This is a genomic window from Streptacidiphilus neutrinimicus (genome assembly GCF_000787815.1).
GTDB lineage: Bacteria > Actinomycetota > Actinomycetes > Streptomycetales > Streptomycetaceae > Streptacidiphilus > Streptacidiphilus neutrinimicus.
This window is the reverse complement of sequence record NZ_BBPO01000002.1, coordinates 172,683-191,758: the sequence shown is the minus strand read 5'-3', so window position 1 is coordinate 191,758 and position 19,076 is coordinate 172,683. Positions and strand designations below refer to the sequence as shown.

The window sequence follows — 19,076 nt, the reverse complement described above, 5'->3', positions numbered from 1 at the left end:
CGGGGAGACTTCCGGCGGGGACCAGGGGCTGGCGCCCCGGCCGGGATGACCACCCAGCGCGGGCGGGCAAGGCCCGGCAGGGGCGGGAGGCCATGTCGTCGGGGCGGCAGGACCCGGCGGAGGCAGCCCTCTCGTGGTCGAAGGGCGTGGCCTTGCGGCGGCAGGCGGCGGCGACGCGTGGTCGGGGAACGCCGGTGCTCGGCGCGGGTGTGGGCCGGGCGGGGCGAGGGGGTCGCGCGGCGGAGGGGGTCTGGCTTGCGTTGGAGGCGGCGGGCCCGCAGGGTGATGCTGTGTCCTCCCCCACGAGCGCAGACACCGTCCGGCTGATCGTCCTGCGTCACGCGAAGTCCGCGTGGCCCGAGGGCGTGCCCGACCTCGAGCGGCCGCTCGCCGAGCGGGGGCTCCGGGACGCGCCGCGGATGGGGGCGTGGCTGCGCCAGGCGGCGCTGCGGCCCGAGCTGGTGATCTGCTCGCCCGCGCAGCGCACGCGCGAGACCTGGGAGCTGACGTCGCGCACGCTCGGCGCGGAGCCGATCGTCGCCTTCGAGCCGCGCCTGTACGGCGCGGAGGTCGAGGAGCTGCTGGAGGTGCTGCGCGAGGTGCCGGACGGCATCGCGACGGTGCTGGTCGTCGCGCACTTCCCGGGTGTGCAGGGCCTCGTCCTGGAGCTGGTCGGCGAGACGCCCACGACCCGCGCGGACGCCCTCGCGCGCCTGCGCGAGAAGTTCCCGACGGCGGGCGCGGCCGTGGTCGACCTGCCCGGGGACTGGGGCGCCCTGCGCCGTGGCACCGGCACCCTGACGGCGTTCATCGTGCCGAGGGATCTGCCCGAGGATCTGTGCGGCAACTGACCGGCGACCGACCTGCGACCGACCTGGGACGGTCCGACAAAACCCATATGACCTGCATAAACGCCCAGACCGGTGATTCATTGCCCCGTACAACGACGGACTTCTGGCCGGGCGGATAAAGCCGCCGTAAAGTTGATAAATGTGAGGTCCTGATCGAGCCACTCGGAAGGATCACGGACATGAGCAATGAAACACCCGCGCCGTCCAGCAGCCCGCTCACGGCGACGGCGCCAGCCGCTCCCACGTACGCCGATCCGGCCGCTCTAGGCCTGGCCGGCTTCGCGTTGACCACGCTCGTGCTCTCGTTCGTCAACGCCAACATCATCAAGGAGACCGGCGCGATCATCATCGTGCTCGGTCTCGCCGCGTTCTACGGAGGCCTGGCGCAGTTCATCGCCGGCGTCCTCGAATGGCGGCGGGGCAACACCTTCGGGTTGATGGCCTTCTGCTCGTACGGGGCGTTCTGGCTCTCGTACTGGTGGCTGGTGACGCACCTGCCGCTGCGGGCGGACGTGCACCAGGCCGTCGGGTTGTACCTGATCGGCTGGTGCATCATCACGGCCTACCTGACGCTGGCCTCGCTCCGGACCAACCTGGCGGTGACCACGGTCCTGGTGCTGCTGACCATCACCTTCCTCTTCCTGGCCATCGGCGCGTTCCAGAACGGCCTGCCCGGACCCGACACGATGACCAAGGTCGGCGGCTGGCTCGGCATCTTCACGGCGGCGGCCGCGTTCTACGCCTCGGCCGGCGTGGTCGTCAACTCGACGCACAAGCGCGACCTGCTGCCGCTGCCGACGCTGCCCGGCCGCTGACCAGCCCCGAGGATTCCGTCCGCGAGACGGGCAGAAGGGAGCAGAAAGAATGGCTGCGGAAGAGGCGGCATCGGGCGCCCCGGAGGGCGCAGGCGCTCAGGAGACCCTCTCCAACCTGCTGCACGAAGGGCGCCGCTTCGCTCCGCCCGCCGCACTCGCCGAGGCCGCGAACGTCCGCGCGGACGCCTACCAGGCGTCCGCCGCGGACCGGCTCGGCTTCTGGGCAGAGCAGGCCCGCCGACTGCACTGGGACCGCGAGTGGGACCAGGTGCTCGACTGGAGCGGCGCGCCGTTCGCCCGCTGGTTCGTCGGCGGTCGGCTCAACGTCGCCTACAACTGCGTGGACCGGCACGTCGAGTCGGGCCACGGGGACCAGGTGGCCCTGCACTTCGAGGGCGAGCCGGGCGACCGACGCTCCGTCACCTACGCTGAGCTGCAACGCGAGGTGTGCCGGGCGGCCAACGCGCTGACCGAGCTCGGCGTGCGCGCCGGGGACCGCGTCGCCATCTACATGCCGATGATCCCCGAGGCCGTCGTCGCGATGCTGGCCTGCGCCCGCATCGGCGCGCCGCACTCGGTGGTCTTCGCCGCGTTCTCCCCGGGCGCGCTGCGCTCGCGCATCGACGACGCCCAGGCGAAGGTCCTGATCACCGCGGACGGCTACCACCGCCGCGGCTCGGTCGTGGCGCTCAAGCCCAACGCCGACGAGGCGGTGCAGGCCGAGGGCGGCGCGCAGAGCATCGAGCACGTGCTGGTGGTGCGCCGCAGCGGCCAGGAGGTGCCGTGGACCACGGGGCGGGACGTGTGGTGGCACGAGGTCACGGAGCGTCAGCCCGACCAGCACAAGGCGGAGTCGTTCGACTCCGAGCACCCGCTGTTCATCCTCTACACCTCCGGGACCACGGGTAAACCGAAGGGCATCCTGCACACCACCGGCGGCTACCTGACCCAGGTCTCGTACACCCACAGCGCCGTCTTCGACCTCAAGCCCGATTCGGACGTGTTCTGGTGCACGGCCGACATCGGCTGGGTGACCGGCCACTCCTACATCGTCTACGGGCCGCTCTCCAACCGGGCCACCGAGGTGCTCTACGAGGGCACGCCGGACACCCCGAACCAGGGCCGCTTCTGGGAGAACGTGGACCGGTACGGCGTCACCATCCTCTACACCGCGCCGACCGCGATCCGCACCTTCATGAAGTGGGGCACGGAGGTGCCCGCCCGCTACGACCTGTCCTCGCTGCGCGTGCTGGGCAGCGTCGGCGAGCCGATCAACCCCGAGGCGTGGATGTGGTACCGGGAGAACATCGGCCGCGGCCGGTGCCCGATCGTGGACACCTGGTGGCAGACCGAGACCGGCGGAATCATGATCAGCCCGCTCCCTGGGGTCACCTCCACCAAGCCCGGCTCGGCGATGCGTCCGCTGCCCGGGATCTCGGCGGAGGTCGTGGACGTCGACGGCAACCCCGTCCCGAACGGCGCAGGCGGTCTGCTGGTGCTCGACCAGCCGTGGCCGTCGATGCTGCGCGGCATCTGGGGCGACGAGGAGCGCTACCGGCAGACCTACTGGGCGCGCTTCGCCGACCAGGGCTACTACTTCGCCGGCGACGGGGCGAAGAAGGACGAGGACGGCGACATCTGGCTGCTGGGCCGGGTTGACGACATCATGCTCGTCTCCGGGCACAACATCTCCACCACCGAGGTCGAGTCCGCGCTGGTCTCCCACCCGGCGGTCGCCGAGGCGGCCGTGGTCGGCGCGGTGGACGAGACGACGGGTCAGCGCATCGTCGCCTTCGTCATCCTGCGCGGCGGCAACGAGGAGGTCGCCACCCTGGCCGAGGAGCTCAAGGCGCACGTCGCCAGGGAGATCGGCCCGATCGCCAAGCCGCGGCAGATCCAGGTGGTGCCGGAGCTGCCCAAGACCCGCTCTGGCAAGATCATGCGACGCCTGCTCAAGGACGTCGCCGAGGACCGCGCACTCGGGGACACCACGACGCTCACCGACGCGTCGGTGATGGAGCTGATCTCGTCCAAGCTGCCGCACGCGACGGACTGAACCCGCCTCCCTGCCCTCGCGGCACGGACCGGCCCGGGGCCCACGGCTCCGGGCCGGTGGGCTATCCTGCCTCGGTCGGCCTTGATCAACAACTGGACTCCCCTGCCGACGCCGCCGTCGCTGAGGAGGCCGTCTCATGGAACCCGTCACCCTGGTCACCGGCGGTTCGAGCGGGATCGGCGCGGCCACCGCCCGGGCGCTGCTCAGGCAGGGGCACCGTGTGGCGGTCACCGGCCGCGATGCCGAGCGGCTGGCCGCGTTCGCCGCCTCGGCCGCGGCCGGTGAGCAGTTGCAGACGATCGCTGGCGACGCGGGCGACTGCGGCGATGTCGCCGCCACCGTGCGTCAGGTCGTGGACACCTGGGGACGGCTCGACACCGTCATCGCCAACGCCGGCTTCTCCCTGCCGGCACGCTGGAGGACCACGACCCCGAGGCCCTGCGTTCCATGGTCCTGACCAACGTCCTCGGGCCGGCTCTGTTGGTGCGCGAGACCCTGCCGTACGTGCGGGAGTCCCGGGGCCGGATCGTGGTCGTCGGTTCGGTCGCGGGCATCAGGAACACGCCCGGCAACATGTACTCGGTGACCAAGTGGGCCGTGCACGCGCTGGTGGAGAACGTCCGGCTGCTGGTGGCCAAGGACCACGTCGGCGTCACGCTGGTCGCCCCGGGCGTCGTGGACAGCCCGTTCTGGGACGAGCGCGGCGGAACCCCGCAGGCAGCGCCGGCGCTGACCGTCGAACAGATCGCCGACGCGATCCTCTTCGCCGTCAACCAGCCCGAGGGCGTGGACGTCAGCCAGCTCGTGGTGCGGCCCACCGGCCAGCTCGGCTGAGACCCTGGGGCCCCACCGCCCCGCCTGCTCCGCCGATCGGGTCGAGCTGGGCGGTCACCGCGCGTCGGTCGGTTCCCGGCCCCGCCACCCGGCCGAGACTCGGCCGCAGGGACCGTCACGACACCGAGCAGGAAGGCCAGCCGATGAAGCGACCCTCTCTCTCCGGACACGCGCTGCTGACCGGCGTGGTCCTCGCGGCGACCATCGCCCTGTCATCGCAGGCGGGCGCGGCCGAGAACGCCGGGCACTGGCAGACGCTGACGTGCGCGAAGGGGCAGGCCGCCTACTGGGAGCCGCTCGACCGCACGCCGGGCATCTTCTTGCAGTGCGACAAGCCGGACCTCGCGGCCAGCGCCGTGACGACGGGCATGATGAGCACCCGTTTCGAGCGCGAGAACGCGATCGCGGCGCAACTGCGGCAGGACCACGACCTCGTGCTGAGCGAGCACACTCCGTGCCGGGTCGGCGAGCTGGCGTCCGTCCACGGGCGCTTCGGGAAGTGCGTGCGGTGAGGCGGCGGTAGCCCCTTCGGCGCAACCTCCGCTGTGTCCGCGCCGAATCCGACGTTGCGGCGTTCACGCTGGTGGACAGGCGGCCGGTCGGCCGCCGGGAGGGCTCGGAGGCGGGCGTGGAGGCGGCCATGGTGATCGGCGGACGTGGATGGCGAGCGCTTCTCGCGGTGGCCCTCGGCGTGGGCGGGGTGATCGGACCGGCGACGACGGCCACCGGTCTGGTGACGGCCGCACCCGCCGCCAAGAAGCCTGCGGCCGTCACCGGACCGGTGGCCGCCAAGAGGCCTGGCCTCGCCGAAAAGCCCGCGGTCGCCAAGAAGCCGGCGGTCGCGGCGAAGTCACCGGCCGTCACCAAGCAGCATCCCGCCGGGAGGCCGCGCCTGTTCCTGGCCGCCGAACCACTGGTGGCCCTGCGGCCGGGCGGGCGCGCGGTGGTCCACGAGGAGCTGTGGAACCTCGGCGACGCACCGGAGAACGCGCAGGTGGTCCTCGGTGTGAGCCTGCCGCCGGGGGTCTCCGTGACGAGCCTTCCGGCTGGCTGCATCCCGCAGCCGCAGGGGCACGTCGCCGACTGCCTGTTCCCCGCGGGGCTCAAGCCCGATCACGCGGACCGCGTCGACATCCCCGTGGTGTCGGCGAAGGGCGTCAAGCCCGCCGTCCTCACCGGGCAGGCGCGCGGCGGGACCACGACCGCGGCCGTGTCGGGCAACTCGACGAAGTTCCTGCTGGTCGTGCTGCACTGAGACGACCGGTCCCGCGTGGGACGCCCACCCGAGTTCGGCGTTCACCCGCGCGGGGCCGGTCCACCCCCGTCAGAACTTCGTCTGCGCGGGGAGGATCGCCTCACGGATGCGGTGGTAGGTGCCGCAGCGGCAGATGTTGCGGATCTGGTCGAAGTCGGCGTCGCCGAGCTGCCGTCCGGCGGCCCGCGCCTGGAGCACCTTGGCGACGGCGGCCATGATCTGGCCCGGCTGGCAGTAGCCGCACTGCGGCACGTCCATGTCCAGCCACGCCTGCTGCATCGGGTGCAGCTCCTGGCCGACGGTGGCGGGCAGGCCCTCGATCGTGGTGACTTCGTCGGTCGGCTGCACGTCCGAGACGGGGACGCAGCAGATGTTGACGGCCTTGCCGTTGATGTGGCTGGTGCACGCCTGGCAGACGCCCAGCCCGCAGCCGTACTTGGGCCCGGTCACGCCCAGGAGGTCGCGCAGGACCCAGAGCAGCCGGACGTCGTCCTCGACGTCCACGGTGACCTGCTGCCCGTTGAGGACGAAGGTGTGCGAAGGCAAGGCGTGTGCTCCTGTTCGCCTAGTAGGCGCGGCTGAGGCCGTCGGTGGGCGACTGCGGGATCGGCGGGACGGTCGGCAGCGGGGTGAAGGCCAGCGGCGCGTCGTGGTTGATCGGGAAGGTCGTCGGCATGGTCCCGGTCGCGCGGCCGTAGGCGCAGGCGACCGCGGCCATGGCGCCGGCGACGGCCAGCTCCCCGGCGCCGCCCGGGGTCCCGGTGGTCGGGGGCATGACGATGACGTCCAGCTCCGGCGGAGTGTTCCACTGGCGGGTGTAGAAGTAGTTGTCCCAGCTGCCCTCCTGGAAGTACCCGCCGTTCAGGTGCAGGCTGGAGGTGAGCGTGACGGCGATGCCGTCCATGATGCCGCCCATCATCTGGGCCTCCAGGCCCTTGGGGTTGACCGCGAGGCCCACGTCGACGGCGCACACCGCCTTGGTGACGCGCGGACCGGTCACGGCGTCAGGGATCTGCCGGTTGACGGTCGCCGGGGTGCAGTCGATCTCGACGAGGACGGCGACGAACCCGTGGTATTCGGGGTGGATCGCGATGCCCTGCGCCGTGCCGGGCGCCATCGTCCGCCCCCAGTGGCCCACTTGGGCGACCTTGTCGAGCACGGCGACGGCCCGCTGGTCCTTCAGGAAGTTCCGCCGGAAGTGGTACGGGTCCTGGCCCATCGCCTTGGCGAGCTGATCGACGATCAGCTCCTGCGCGCAGCGCACGTTCGGCGAGTAGATGTTGCGCATGCTGCCGGTGTGGAAGCCGTTGTCGACCTCGGTCAGCAACTGCGTGGTGACGCCGAAGTCGTAGGGCGTCTGCTGGGTGAGCGAGAAGATCGTCTCGGAGAGGGTGAGCCCGCCGACCGGCAGTTTGGCGGCCGTGGACGTGATGATCTCGCCGAGGCCGTGCCCGAACTCCGTGGCCACGGAGGTGTGCCGCTGGTCGAGGGTGAGCACCTGCCCGAGCGAGTAGGTGGCCCGCACGCGGGAGATGGACATCGGGTGGGCGCGACCGTGCCGGAAGTCGTCGGTGCGGTGCCACATCAGCCGCACCGGCTTGCCCATGGCCTTGGACACCTCCGCCGCCTCCAGCGCGGCGTCGTGGAACAGCTTGCGCCCGAACGAGCCGCCGCCTTGGGTGACATGGACGGTCACCGCACCGACGGGCAGGCCCAGTTGGGCCGCGATCTCCTCCTGGGCGGTGATCGGCGCCTTGACCGAGGCCCAGATCTCGGCGCTGTCGGAACGCACGTCCGCCACCGCGCAGTTGCTCTCCAGCGCGCTGTTGCTGGCGAAGTGGAAGGTGAACCGGGCGTCGATCGCCTCGGTCAGCAGCGGCAGCGGCGGCGTGACGATCGGGTTCTCCGCCGCCCGCAGCTCCGCGAGCACCGTCGCGTCGGTGGCGGCGTCCTCACTGCCCGGGCCCCAGGTGACCTGCAACGCCCGCACGGCGTCGATGCACTGCCCGAAGGTGCGCCCGCGCACCGCGACGCCCGTGGAGACGACGGCCACGTCGGTGATCCCCGGCATGGCCTGCACCACGCCCTGGTTCTGCACCGAGACGACCGTGCCGTTGATCGTCGGCGGACGGCAGATCATCGCGGGCATGGCGCCCGCCACGTGCACGTCCATCGCGAACTGCTTGCGCCCGGTCACGGCGTCCAGCGCGTCGATGCGGTTCTGCGGCGTGCCGATGACGCTGAACGCGGAGGCGGGCTTGAGTGTCACCGAGACCTGCAGGGTCGTCAGGCTCGCCGCCTTGACGGCCAGTTCGGCGTAGCTGAGGGAGCGCCCGTCGGGCGCGGTGATCACGCCCTGGAGCGCGGACACGGCGGACAGCGGCACACCCAGCTCCGTCGCCGCGGCCTCCAGCAGCCGCTGCTTGGCCGTCGCGGCGGCGACGCGCACGGGGGTGTAGGTGGAGATGGTGGTGTTGGACCCGCCGGTGAGCTGGTTGAAGACCAGCTCGGGGCGGGCGTCGGCGAGGGACACCTGTACCTTGTCCAGCGGCAGGTCCAGCTCCTCCGCGATCAGCATGGCGGTGGACGTGGTGATCCCCTGTCCGACCTCGGTGCGCGGCAGCGCGAAGGACGCGGTGCCGTCCGGGTTGAGCGTGATGGTGATGAGGCTCGCCGTGGCGAGGGTGGCGTCCGTCAGCATGTCGTTCAGGTCGTACAGGTCCGCCGGCTCCGGCACCCCGGGCACGGCGGCCTCCGCGCGCGGCGCGACCGCACCCTCCCCGAGCTGCGCGGCGACGGTCAGCGTGGACGCGGCGAGCACGTAGCCGAGGAACCTTCGCCGGGAGACCTCCGTGGGCTGCTGCCCGCTCGCGGTGCTCATGCCCGCCCCTCCCGCCGAACCGGTGGCCGCTGTTTGCGTTGCAACTGGTTGCAACCACCCTGATCTTGTCGGCTGCACGGCGTGTCACGCTAGAGGTTCAGCCGAAGGCCTGCGGAAAAAGTCGTTCCAGGCTGTGGACGGTCGTCGCGCTGTCGACGTGGTGCAGGCCCCTGATGCCCAGGCGGGCCGCACCGCTGAGGTTCTGTTGCAGGTCGTCGATCATCACGCAGTCCTCGGGCGCCACACCCAGCCGCTCGCAGGCGAGCGCGTAGATGCGGCGGCTCGGCTTGCGCTCGCCGACCTCGCTGGAGATGACGGCGACAGCGCACAGCGACGCGAGGTCGACGCCGCGGTAGAGGTCGTCGCCCAGGGCGTTGGAGACCAGCGCCACCGGGACGCCGCTCGCGTGCAGGCGGCGGACGGCCCCGAGCATCGCCTCGTCCGGGCGGATCTCCGCGCTGAGCGCGGCCAGCAGGCCGTCGGGCCGCACGTCCGCGCCGACGGCGCGCAGCGCGCCCGCGAGGCGCTCCTCGAAGCCGGCCTGCGGCAGCAGGCCGCGCTCGTGCGCGACCAGCGCCCGGGACACGTCCTCGTCCGCGCGCAGCAGCCGCTCAACGGCGAGCGGGTCGCCGGTGACGCGGGTGGAGAAAGCGCGGAAGGAGACGAAGATGTCGGTGGTCAGCACGCCGCCGTAGTCGGTGAGCACGGCCTTCGGCGGGGCGAGGTTCTCTTCGGTGGTGTACGTCACGGCGGGTGGCGGTTCCTCAGGTTCAGGGAGCGGGCAGCGGCGGGAAGGCGGGGGCGCGGTGTTCGAGGTAGCTGGTGACGCCCTCGCGCACGTCGGGCCGCGCGAAGCTCTCCAGCATCAGCGCGTCCGCCTCGGCGACGGACGCGGCGAACGAGCCGTCCAGGCTGCGCTGCACCTGCTGCTTGATCATCTGCATCGACCAGGGCGAGCACTGCTCGGCCAGCTCCGTCGCGTAGGCCACGGCCGCGTCGAGCAGCCGCTCGCGCTCGACGACGAAGTCCACCAGCCCCATGGCCAGCGCCTCATCGCCGCGCACGACGCGGCTGGACAGCAGCAGGTCCATCGCACGGCTGGTGCCGACCAGGCGCGGCAGCAGCCAGGCGACGCCGTACTCGGCGATCAGCCCGCGCCGGGCGAAGGCGGTGGTGAACTTGGCGTCGGGCGCGGCGAAGCGGATGTCGCAGTAGAGCGCCTCGACCAGCCCGAGCCCGGCGGCCGCGCCGTTGACGGCGGCGATGAGCGGCTTGCGCAGCTCCAGCGGCCGGGTGCGCGGGCGGGCGGCTGACGGGATCCTGGCGAGCGTCTCCGCGTCCGCGTTCCCGGCCGCCTCCAGGTCCTCCAGGTCCGCGCCCGCGCAGAAGCCGCGACCGGCGCCGGTCACCACGACGGCGCGGACCTCCGGGTCGGCCTCGGCGGCGTCGAGCAGGTCGAAGTAGCGGTCCTCCAGCGCGTACGTCCAGGCGTTGAGCCGCTCGGGCCGGTTGAGCGTCAGCACCAGGACGGGCCCGCGGCGCGCCGCGAGGACCGTCTCGGCGGCGGCGGCGACGGCGGTGGTGGTCTCCATGGGTCGTCCTCCCGAGCGGCTCAGGCGTTCCGGTACTTGGCGAGCTCCTGCTTGGCGATGGCCGCCTTGTGGACCTCGTCGGGCCCGTCGGCGATGCGCAGCGTGCGCAGGTGGGCGTAGGCGCTGGCGAGCGGGAAGTCGTCGGTGACGCCGGCGGCCCCGAAGACCTGGATGGCCCGGTCGACGATCTTCAACGCGACGTTGGGCGCGGCGACCTTGATGGCGGCGATCTCGGTACGGGCGGCCTTGTTGCCCACCGTGTCCATCATCCAGGCGGCCTTGAGGGTCAGCAGGCGGATCTGCTCGATCTCGATGCGGGCCTCGGCGATCCAGTCCTGGATGTTGCCGCGGTCGGCGATCGGCTGCCCGAAGGTGGTGCGCGACAGCGCGCGGCGGCACATCAGCTCCAGGGCCCGCTCTGCCATGCCGATGGCGCGCATGCAGTGGTGGATCCGGCCCGGCCCGAGCCGCGCCTGGCTGATCGCGAAGCCCTCGCCCTCGCCCTTGAGCACGTCGGTCAGCGGCACGCGGACGTTCTCGAAGGTGATCTCGGCGTGGCCCTCGCGGTCCTGGTAGCCGAAGACCGGCAGGCCGCGCAGGACGGTGACGCCGGGGGCGTCGATCGGGACGACCATCATCGACTGCTGGCGGTGGCGCGCGGCCGTGGGGTCGGTCTTGCCCATCACGATCATGACGGTGCAGTGGGCGTGCAGCGCGTTGGAGGCGAACCACTTGCGGCCGTTGAGCACGTAGTGGTCGCCGTCGCGCTCCATGCGCAGCTCGATGTTGGTGGCGTCCGAACTGGCGACGGCCGGTTCGGTCATCGCGAAGGCGGAGCGGATCGTGCCGTCCAGCAGCGGCTTGAGGTACTTCTCCTGGTGCTCCTCGGTGCCGAAGAGAGTCAGCACCTCCATGTTGCCCGTGTCCGGCGCGGCGCAGTTGGTGGCCTCGGGAGCGAGGTGGGCGCTGCGGCCCATGATCTCGGCGAGCGGCGCGTACTCGAGGTTGGTCAGGCCCGCGCCCCACTTCGGGTCCGGGTGGAAGAGGTTCCACAGGCCGCGCCGCCGTGCCTCGGCCTTGAGCTCCTCGAGGACGGACGGCTGGACGTGCGGGTCGCCCGCGGCACGCATCTGCTCCTCGTAGACGGCCTCGGCGGGGTAGACGTGCGTGTCCATGAAGTCCAGCAGCTCGGCCTGGTACTTCTGGGCGCGCTCCGACAGCTCGAACAGGGACATGCGGGGCTCCTGCCAGGAGGTTCAGGGGATGGTTCCCTGTATAGTTGAATCCAACGTCAAGTTCAAGTACTCCCCGCGGACAAACACGAAGGGGCCTGACATGACGTCAGACCCCTGGGTTCGGCGCTTCTCGGCTACGGCTGGGGGTGCCCTCCCGGCTCGCGCAGTCGCAGGCCGTTGATCCAGATCTGGTTGAGCGTGGTCACCAGCCGCTCGAAGGCGATGCGCTGCTCCAGCACGTAGACCATGTAGGCCATGCGGCTGACCATGTGGGACAGGGCGTGCGCCGTGACCAGCGGGTCGAGCGACGGGTCGGCCTCGCCGCGCTCCTGGAGCCGCCGGATCAGCTTGGCGTTGCGCTGCGCGAAGGCGTTGCCGCGCTGGATGCGCAGCGCGCGGAAGGTCGGGTCGATCTGCGCGACCTGCTCGAACAGCGCCATCAGGCGGGCGTTCTGCTTGTAGGAGCGCAGGTACTCGCGGTTCGAGGCGTCGATCAGCTCGCGCGTGTCGGTGATGCCGGTGCGCTCGCGCAGGTGCGGGTGGAGCATCTCCTCCTGCACCTGCTCGACAACGGCGGCGAAGATCTCTTCCTTGTTGTTGAAGTAGGTGTAGAAGGACCCGGAGGCGACCCCGGCGGCCTTGGAGATGTCGGTGATCCGCGCGTCCAGGTAGCCGTCGCGCTCGAAGACCTCGCGGGCGCCCGCGACGAGCGCCCCACGGGTCCGCTCGCCCCGCGCGCTGCGCGGGGTGCTGATCCGTCCGTGCGAGCCGTCGTCGGTCGGGACCTGACCTGCCACGCGCGTCCCTCCGCATGCTCCGGGCGCCCGTGTTGCGGCGCCGACCTGGCTCTCTGCCTGGGATGATAGCAATCCGGGCGTCCCGAGCCCGGTCAGTCGGCCCGCTCCACCACGCGTGCGAGCGACTCCGCCACCACGATCGGCTTGTCCCCGCCCTCGCGCTCCACGACGTGCTGCGCGCGCAGCTGGATCCCGCCCGGGACGGGGTCGGCGGCGAGCAGCGTCAGACGCATCCTGATCCGCGAGCCGACCGGCAGCGGCGCGGGGAAACGGACCTTGTCGTAGCCGTAGTTGAGCCCGTGGGCGAAGCCGTCCAGGGCGAGCAGCGTGTACGAGAAGGCCGGGCCGAGGGCGAGGCTGTAGAGGCCGTGTGCGATCGTCCCGCCGAGCGGGCTCGCCGCGGCGCGCTCCGGGTCGACGTGGATCCACTGTTGATCGCCGGTGACCTCGGCGAAGGCGTCGATCCGCGCCTGGGTGACGTCGTGCCACTCGGTCGGCCCGATCTCCTGGCCGACCAGCTCCTGCAGCTCGGCGAGGCTGGTCGGGCGGACCGGGAGGACGCTCGTGTCGATCATGCGGGGGTGGTCCTTTCGTTCGCGGCGGGTGCTCGGAGCGAGCCGAGGAAGTCCAGCAGGGCGGCGTTGACCTCGTCGGGCCGTTCCTGCTGGATCCAGTGGCCGGCGCCGTCGAGCACGAGGTGTCCGCGCTGGTCGGTGAGGATGCGGTCCAGCCCCTCGGTGGCGCTGAACGTGCCGACCGGGTCGCGGGAGCCGATGGCGAAGAAGGAGGGCTGGTCGACGGTGCGGCCGGCCAGCGGCTCCATCAGCTCCCAGGTGCGGTCGATGTTGCGGTAGTAGTTGAGGCCGCCGGTGAACCCGGTCTCCTCGAAGGTCTCGATGTAGACCGCGAGTTCGTCCTCCCTCAGCCACCGGGGCAGCGGCGCGGCGGGTTCGTCGCGCGCCGCCCAGGCGGCCGTCGGGGCCTCGCGGCTGAGCAGCGTGCGGCGCAGGTCCGCGCGGAGCGCGGTCTCGGGCTCGGGGGTCTGGAACCAGCAGATGTAGAACTCGTCGCCCAGGCGCGAGCGCAGGATCGACATCGGCGCGACGGGCGCGCGCGGCGCGGGCGGGACGCTGAGCCCGGCGACGGCGCGGACCCGGTCGGGGTGGAGCAGTGCCATGTGCCAGACCACGGCCGCACCCCAGTCGTGGCCGACGAAGACCGCGTCCGTGAGGCCGAGAGCGTCGAGCAGCCCGGCCAGGTCGGCGCAGAGGGTGAGCATGTCGTAGGCGGCGGGGTCGGCGGGGCGGGAACTGCCGCCGTAACCGCGCATGTCCGGGACGATCACGCGGTGGCCGGCGTCGGCGAGGGCGGTGATCTGGTGACGCCAGGAGAACGCCAGCTCGGGGAACCCGTGGCAGAGAACGACGGCCGGACGGTCCGCCGGCCCCTCCCCCGCTCCCGCCTCGTAGACGCGGAGCTCGATGCCGTTCGTGGCGACCTGGCGCGGGGCCAGCTTCTCCCACGCGGCGAGTGCGCTGCTGTCGGTGGCCATGGCGCGAGGCTAGTCAAACTTGACGTCGGATTCAAGAACTTCCACGGACGGCCGTCCGGCGTATTGAACTCGACATTGGATTCATCTATACCGGGGTCAGCCGCACCGGACCGCCCTCCGGAAGGAGACCCATGCCGAACGCCGCCCAGCCCGTCTGGGACCACGCCGCCTCCGCCCCCGACCGCGCCGCCCTCAACGGAACCGCAGGTCAGACCTGGTCGTACGGCACGCTGCGCGACCGCGCCGCCGCGGTCTCCGCCCGCCTGCGCGCCGCCGGGATCGGGCCGGGGGCGAGGGTGCTGCTGATCGCACCCTCGGTCCCGGAGTTCGTCGCGGCCTACTACGGTGTGCTGTCGCTCGGCGCGGTCGCGGTCACCGCCAACACCATGGCGACCGCGCCGGAGCTGGCCTACATCGGCGAGGACGCGGGGGTCTCCCTCGTCCTGGGCTGGCACTCGGTCTCCCCCGCGCCGGCCGTCGCGGCGGCCTCCTCCGGCGTCCCGTACTGGCCGCTGCGCCCGGAGCTCGACGGCCTGACCGGGTCGGAACGGGTCGCGGGGGCGGCGTCGGTGTCGGCGTCGGCGTCGGCGTCGGCGTCGGCGTCGGCGTCGGCGTCGGAGCCGGGACTCCCCGTCGAGGTGGCCGCCGACGACACCGCGGCCATCCTCTACACCTCCGGCACCACCGGCCGCCCCAAGGGCGCGATGCTGACCCACGGCAACCTGCACGCCTGCGCGTCCATCTTCGAAGGGGTCCACCGTCTCGGCCCCGAGGACCGGGCGGGCACGGCGCTGCCGTTGTTCCACGTCTACGGCCAGGCCTGCGTCCTCGCCACCACCATGCGCGTCGGCGCGTCGCTCTCGCTGCTCCCCCGATTCGACCCGCGCGAGATGCTGGCGCTGATCCGCGACCACCGGCTGACCACCACGGCCGGCGTCCCGACGATGTGGAACGCGCTGCTGCACGCGGCGGGCGACGCCGATCCGGCCGACTTCGCCTCGCTGCGGCTGGCCTCCTCCGGCGGCGCGTCGCTGCCAGGAGAGGTCAAGCGGGCCTTCGAACAGCGCTTCGGCTGCACCATCCTGGAGGGCTACGGGCTGACCGAGACCACCGGCGCGGCCACGGTGCAGGTCGCCGAGCGGGCGACGGAGGTCGGCTCGGTCGGCGCGGCGCTGCCGGGCTGCGAGATCGCCGTCCGCGCGCTAGACGGCACGGAGCTGCCGGCGGGCGGGATCGGCGAGGTCCACGTGCGCGGACCGGTGGTGATGAAGGGCTACTGGGGCCGCCCGGAGGCCACCGACGAGGTGCTGCGGGACGGCTGGCTCGCCACCGGCGACCTCGGCCTCCTCGACGACGCCGGGGAGCTGCACATCGTCGACCGCAAGAAGGACCTCGTCATCCGCGGCGGCTACAACGTCTACCCGCGTGAGGTCGAGGAGGTCCTCTACGAGCACCCGGACGTGGTCGAGGCCGCCGTCGTCGGGGTGCCGCACGACCACTACGGCGAGGAGGTCGCCGCCGCGATCGCCCTGCGCCCCGGGGCCTCCCCGGACGCGGAGGCGCTGCGGGCCTGGGCCAAGGAGCGGCTCTCCGCCTACAAGGTCCCGCACCTGGTGGCCTTCGTGGACGCCCTCCCCAAGGGCGCGACCGGCAAGATCCTCAAGCGGGCCATCGACCGCTCCCTCTTCGACGACGTCGCGGCCGACTCGGCGACCGAGCGCCGCGAGCGGCCGAGAACCGACTGACCCGGCTGCGGTGCCGACACTGCGCTGTGGCGGGCGCCACGGACCGTGGCGGCCGCCGTGCGGAAGAGGCAGCCGCGGCCATGGACCAGTGGAGGGCCCGGGGCGCTGTCCCGGCCGCACCGCTGGTGGGCCCACCGCCCGAACGCGGCCCTCCTTGCCGACGCGCTCCTCCGCGCCGAGCGCCCCCCAGCACTGCCTGCACGGGTTCTGACCGCGCGTTCCGGGCGCGCGAGCGCCCGGAACGGTCACGCCGCTGCGGCTACCACATCACCGGGAGCCGCTCCGGAAGGCGCTTCATGTAGCCCGTGCGCCAGACGAGTTGCTCGATCGGCACGGCCAGCTCCAGCTCCGGCATCCGGTCCAGGACGGTCGTGACGGCGATCTCCGCGTGCCTGCGTCCCAGTGCCGTGGCCGGGCAGTAGTGCTGGCCGCCGCCGAAGGAGAGGTGGGCGGAGCCGTTGGCCCGCGTGAGGTCGATCGTGAGCGGGTCGGGGAAGGCCTCCGGGTCGTGGTTCGCTCCCTCGACCAGGACCAGCACCAGCTCGCCCGCGCGCACCAGCACGTCGCCCAACTGGACGTCCTCCAGAGCGAGTCGGGGCAGGCCGTCGCCGATGGAGAGGTTGACCCGCAGCAGCTCCTCGACCGCCGCCGGGACGAGCTCCGGCTCGGCCCGCAACCGCGCTCGCAGGGCCGGATTCTGAAGCAGCGTCACGAACGCCATGGTGAGGAACCCGGCCGTGGAGACGACGCCCGCGCCGAACATGGTGACCCCGACGGTCGCCAGCATCTCGTCCGTCAGGTGGTCGTAGTCGCGGTCCAGCCGCAGCGCGGCCAGCTCCGCGATCAACCCGGTGGTGGTGGGGTCGTCCAGACGCTCCGTCATGTACGCGATGTCGCGCTCCCAGTTGAGCTTGGCCCCGGCGATCGGGCAGGCCGAGTTCATGAACGCGATGTCCAGGCTGGCTGCGAGCTTCGGCGCGTCCGCGAGCGGGATGCCGAGAATGCGACAGTGCATGGCCTCCGAGTACGGGTTGGCGAAGCCGTGCCGCAGGTCCGCGGGCGCGCCGGATGCGATCAGGCCGTCGACGAGGGAGGCGGCCCGCTCGCGCATCCACGCCTCCAGGCCCGGGGCCTTGGGGTTGATCGCCTTGAGCACGGCCTTGCGCAGCCCCGCGCCGGTGATGTTCCCCATGTTGTTGACGACCTCCGGCGGGATCGTCAGTGCGTACTGCCGCGGCACGCCCGGCGCGGAGGTGTCCTTCAGGCTGAACCGGCGGTCCTCCAGCACCTGCTTGCACAGCGCGTACGAGGAGACCAGCCAGGCCGGGTCGCCCGCGATGGTCCGCACCCGCTTGACGGGCTCCGCGCGCAGCTCCTCGATCTCGTCCGGGAGCCGGTCGCCGCGCCACGAGAACGGGAACGCGGGCAGTTCTTCGGCGAGCTCAAGCGGCATTCTGGTGTCCCCCTTCGGCGACCGGCGTGACGATCGCGTGGCCCTGGTTGCGTGAGGCGCGCAGACCGGAGCCGCGCGAGTAGAGCAGCTCCGCGAGCGGGAGCAGCTGGTGGTAGCAGTTGAGCGAGGACGGCACGTCGAGGATGGCCGGACTGTCCAGGAAGAGCGGCGCCTCCGCGCAGATGTAGCGCAGGCACACCTCCCGCTGCTCGACCGTGGCCTCGCGCCCGTCGGCCAGCACCTTCGAGGCGAGGTAGGCCCCGACGAGCTCGTCGATCACGGCGCGGAACTCGCCGTCGGTGTCCAGCCGCTGCCGCAGCTCCTCGTGCAGCCGCCGGTAGGCGGGGTCGTCCTGGAACTCCGACATCGCGTGGGCCCTGATCCGGCCCCGCCCGTCGTCGGTGTCCTCGACGGCGGCGCGCACTTTGGCCCGCACGCCGCGCAGGTTCTTCACGGCCTTGCGCCGGGCGTCGTCTGGACCGTACCCCAGCGCCTGGAACATCTCCGCGACGTACAGGTCGGTGTAGACGAGATCGACCTGCCGGAAGTTCGCGAGGCCCCAGCGGGCGAGGTCCAGCAGGCGCGCCTGGGAGAAGTAGCTGTTTCCGGGCGACACCCCGACCACCGCGTGGTCGCCCTCGGCCTGGATCAGGGCGCAGTGCGCCGTATAAGGCCTGACATGGAATAAGGTCTCGGTCGCTGTCTGCAAGATCTGCAAGAGTGGGAGCGTCCTTCGCGTCACTAGTCCCGAGGAGCCTCGTGCTCCTGGTGTGGCGACGACACGCGCAGTCAAACTTCCCACACGCTCCGTTGTCAACGCCTGTCCCGTGAGTTGAGATCCGCACCCGAACCGCCGACATGCGATCATCTGCGACGTGGCGAACACGCAGAGAACAGCGCGGTACCGGGAGTTGGCGGCGGCCCTGCGGGCGGACGTGCTCAGCGGCGTCTACGGCGAGGGCGGCCGGCTGCCGAGCGAGGAGGCGCTGGCCGCCTCCCACGGCGTCTCGCGCGGCACCGTCCGCCAGGCGCTGGCGCTGCTGCGCGCCGAGGGCGTGGTGACCTCCCGGCGCGGCACCCGGCGCGTGGTGCTGGAGCAGCCGCGGGTGCAGAGCTTCGCGGAGCTGTCCAGCTTCACGCGGTGGGCGCGCTCGCTGGGCGAGGAGCCGGGCGGCTCGGTGCTGGAGCTGCGGTGGCGCGAGGCGGACCCGGTCGAGGCGGAGCGGCTGCGCCTGCCCGCGGGGGAGCGCGTCCTGTGGGTGCTGCGCCTGCGCACGCTCGGCGGCGAGCCGGTCATGGTCGAGCGCACGGTCTACCCGGAGCCGGTCGGCGCGCTGGTCGAGGCGATGCCGCCGGACGCCGTCTCGGTCACCGAGCTGCTGGAGGCCCAGGGCGTCGTCCTGGCCGACGCGGACCACACCGTGGACCTCACCCTCGCCGACGCCGACGACGCCCGCCTCCTCGGCTGCGCCCCGGAAGCCCCCCTGCTGCGCGAGCACCGCCGCACCAGCGACCCGACCGGCGTCCCCGTCGAGTGGTCCGAGGACCGCTACCGCGCGGGCACGGTGGCGTTCACCGTCCACAACTCCCTCGCCGCGACGGCCCTGGCGCGCACCCTCCCCTCGTCGGCGCGGGGCGTCTCACGCCAGGAGTGAGAGGGTCCGAGCCGACGGCTGTCCGGCAGGCCGACGTTCGGGGCTTCCCAGGGCGCTGACCTGTCCGTTGCCACGTCGCGGTCCCGGCCCGGGACGCTCACACCGCACCTCCACCCTCTTCAGCGGATCCCAGCCGGGATGGCTCGCGGTGGGCGGAACCAGCCAGTCCAGCCCCTACATCGCCGGCCTGCACGCCCGCGGCGGCCACGTGGCCACCGCCGAGGGCCCCGGCTGGGACGGCCCGACCGGCCTGGGCACGCCCAACGGCCTGGCCGCCTTCCGGTAGGGCCAGGACCGACCCGGGAGTGCCAGGCGTGCCGCAGGGCTGAGTCCGACTCACCACCTGGGACCGGAC

18 protein-coding genes and 1 pseudogene are annotated in these 19,076 nt (G+C 72.2%); 9 read left to right on the top strand and 10 right to left on the bottom strand.

The annotated features are described in order from the left end of the window. The first annotated feature begins 290 nt into the window (after positions 1–290). From TR48_RS02345 to TR48_RS02320, 6 genes and pseudogenes are all read left to right on the top strand, one after another. The gene (locus TR48_RS02345) at positions 291–851 is read left to right on the top strand and encodes a SixA phosphatase family protein (RefSeq protein WP_042364090.1); all 561 of its coding nucleotides are present in this window, start codon (positions 291–293) and stop codon (positions 849–851) included. 179 nt (positions 852–1,030) lie between these two features. Continuing rightward, positions 1,031–1,666 (top strand): acetate uptake transporter, encoded by a 636-nt coding sequence (locus TR48_RS02340; protein ID WP_042364089.1) that lies wholly within the window; start codon positions 1,031–1,033, stop codon positions 1,664–1,666. A 49-nt stretch (positions 1,667–1,715) separates the two neighbouring features. Next, positions 1,716–3,722, top strand: coding sequence for an acetate--CoA ligase (gene acs, locus TR48_RS02335; RefSeq protein WP_042364088.1), 2,007 nt, complete (start codon positions 1,716–1,718; stop codon positions 3,720–3,722). Positions 3,723–3,858: 136 nt separating this feature from the next. Beyond that, positions 3,859–4,556, top strand: a pseudogene (locus TR48_RS02330) (SDR family oxidoreductase). 143 nt (positions 4,557–4,699) lie between these two features. Continuing rightward, complete coding sequence (locus TR48_RS02325; protein ID WP_042364087.1) at positions 4,700–5,068, top strand: hypothetical protein; 369 nt, start codon at positions 4,700–4,702, stop codon at positions 5,066–5,068. Positions 5,069–5,196: 128 nt separating this feature from the next. Next, positions 5,197–5,811 carry a hypothetical protein gene (locus TR48_RS02320; RefSeq protein WP_152627748.1) on the top strand — a complete coding sequence of 205 codons (615 nt, stop codon included), beginning with the start codon at positions 5,197–5,199 and terminating at the stop codon, positions 5,809–5,811. 69 nt (positions 5,812–5,880) lie between these two features. Here TR48_RS02320 and TR48_RS02315 read toward each other — a convergent pair whose 3' ends face one another. The 8 genes from TR48_RS02315 to TR48_RS02280 form a co-directional block, all read right to left on the bottom strand. Beyond that, positions 5,881–6,357, bottom strand: coding sequence for a (2Fe-2S)-binding protein (locus tag TR48_RS02315; protein WP_042364085.1), 477 nt, complete (start codon positions 6,355–6,357; stop codon positions 5,881–5,883). Positions 6,358–6,376: 19 nt separating this feature from the next. Next, complete coding sequence (locus tag TR48_RS02310) at positions 6,377–8,692, bottom strand: molybdopterin cofactor-binding domain-containing protein (RefSeq protein ID WP_042364084.1); 2,316 nt, start codon at positions 8,690–8,692, stop codon at positions 6,377–6,379. Between the two features lie 97 nt (positions 8,693–8,789). Further along, complete coding sequence (locus TR48_RS02305; protein ID WP_042364083.1) at positions 8,790–9,440, bottom strand: HAD family hydrolase; 651 nt, start codon at positions 9,438–9,440, stop codon at positions 8,790–8,792. Between the two features lie 22 nt (positions 9,441–9,462). Beyond that, a complete protein-coding gene (locus tag TR48_RS02300; protein WP_042364082.1) occupies positions 9,463–10,284 on the bottom strand; it encodes an enoyl-CoA hydratase-related protein in 822 nt (273 codons plus the stop codon). A gap of 20 nt (positions 10,285–10,304) precedes the next feature. After that, a complete protein-coding gene (locus tag TR48_RS02295) occupies positions 10,305–11,519 on the bottom strand; it encodes an acyl-CoA dehydrogenase family protein (RefSeq protein WP_042364081.1) in 1,215 nt (404 codons plus the stop codon). 134 nt (positions 11,520–11,653) lie between these two features. Continuing rightward, positions 11,654–12,316, bottom strand: a complete 663-nt coding sequence (locus TR48_RS02290) for a TetR/AcrR family transcriptional regulator (protein WP_236651974.1) — start codon at positions 12,314–12,316, stop codon at positions 11,654–11,656. Positions 12,317–12,408: 92 nt separating this feature from the next. Further along, the gene (locus tag TR48_RS02285; RefSeq protein ID WP_042364080.1) at positions 12,409–12,891 is read right to left on the bottom strand and encodes a MaoC family dehydratase; all 483 of its coding nucleotides are present in this window, start codon (positions 12,889–12,891) and stop codon (positions 12,409–12,411) included. Further along, positions 12,888–13,868 carry an alpha/beta fold hydrolase gene (locus TR48_RS02280; RefSeq protein ID WP_042364079.1) on the bottom strand — a complete coding sequence of 327 codons (981 nt, stop codon included), beginning with the start codon at positions 13,866–13,868 and terminating at the stop codon, positions 12,888–12,890. Before TR48_RS02280 ends, TR48_RS02285 begins: the two co-directional genes overlap by 4 nt. A gap of 131 nt (positions 13,869–13,999) precedes the next feature. On the opposite strand from TR48_RS02280, the gene TR48_RS02275 reads away from it, so the two are divergent. Then, complete coding sequence (locus TR48_RS02275; RefSeq protein WP_042364078.1) at positions 14,000–15,613, top strand: long-chain-fatty-acid--CoA ligase; 1,614 nt, start codon at positions 14,000–14,002, stop codon at positions 15,611–15,613. A gap of 259 nt (positions 15,614–15,872) precedes the next feature. Here the strand turns inward: TR48_RS02275 and TR48_RS02270 are convergent, their stop codons facing one another. Further along, complete coding sequence (locus TR48_RS02270) at positions 15,873–17,066, bottom strand: cytochrome P450 (protein ID WP_042364077.1); 1,194 nt, start codon at positions 17,064–17,066, stop codon at positions 15,873–15,875. Beyond that, the gene (locus TR48_RS39975; RefSeq protein WP_236651973.1) at positions 17,056–17,784 is read right to left on the bottom strand and encodes a cyclodityrosine synthase; all 729 of its coding nucleotides are present in this window, start codon (positions 17,782–17,784) and stop codon (positions 17,056–17,058) included. The genes TR48_RS02270 and TR48_RS39975 overlap by 11 nt, the downstream gene beginning before the upstream one ends. 157 nt (positions 17,785–17,941) lie before the next feature. On the opposite strand from TR48_RS39975, the gene TR48_RS02260 reads away from it, so the two are divergent. Together TR48_RS02260 and TR48_RS42875 are read left to right on the top strand one after the other, a co-directional pair. After that, complete coding sequence (locus TR48_RS02260; protein WP_042364076.1) at positions 17,942–18,721, top strand: GntR family transcriptional regulator; 780 nt, start codon at positions 17,942–17,944, stop codon at positions 18,719–18,721. Between the two features lie 148 nt (positions 18,722–18,869). After that, positions 18,870–19,007, top strand: coding sequence for a hypothetical protein (locus TR48_RS42875; RefSeq protein WP_161789764.1), 138 nt, complete (start codon positions 18,870–18,872; stop codon positions 19,005–19,007). Positions 19,008–19,076: the final 69 nt, after the last annotated feature.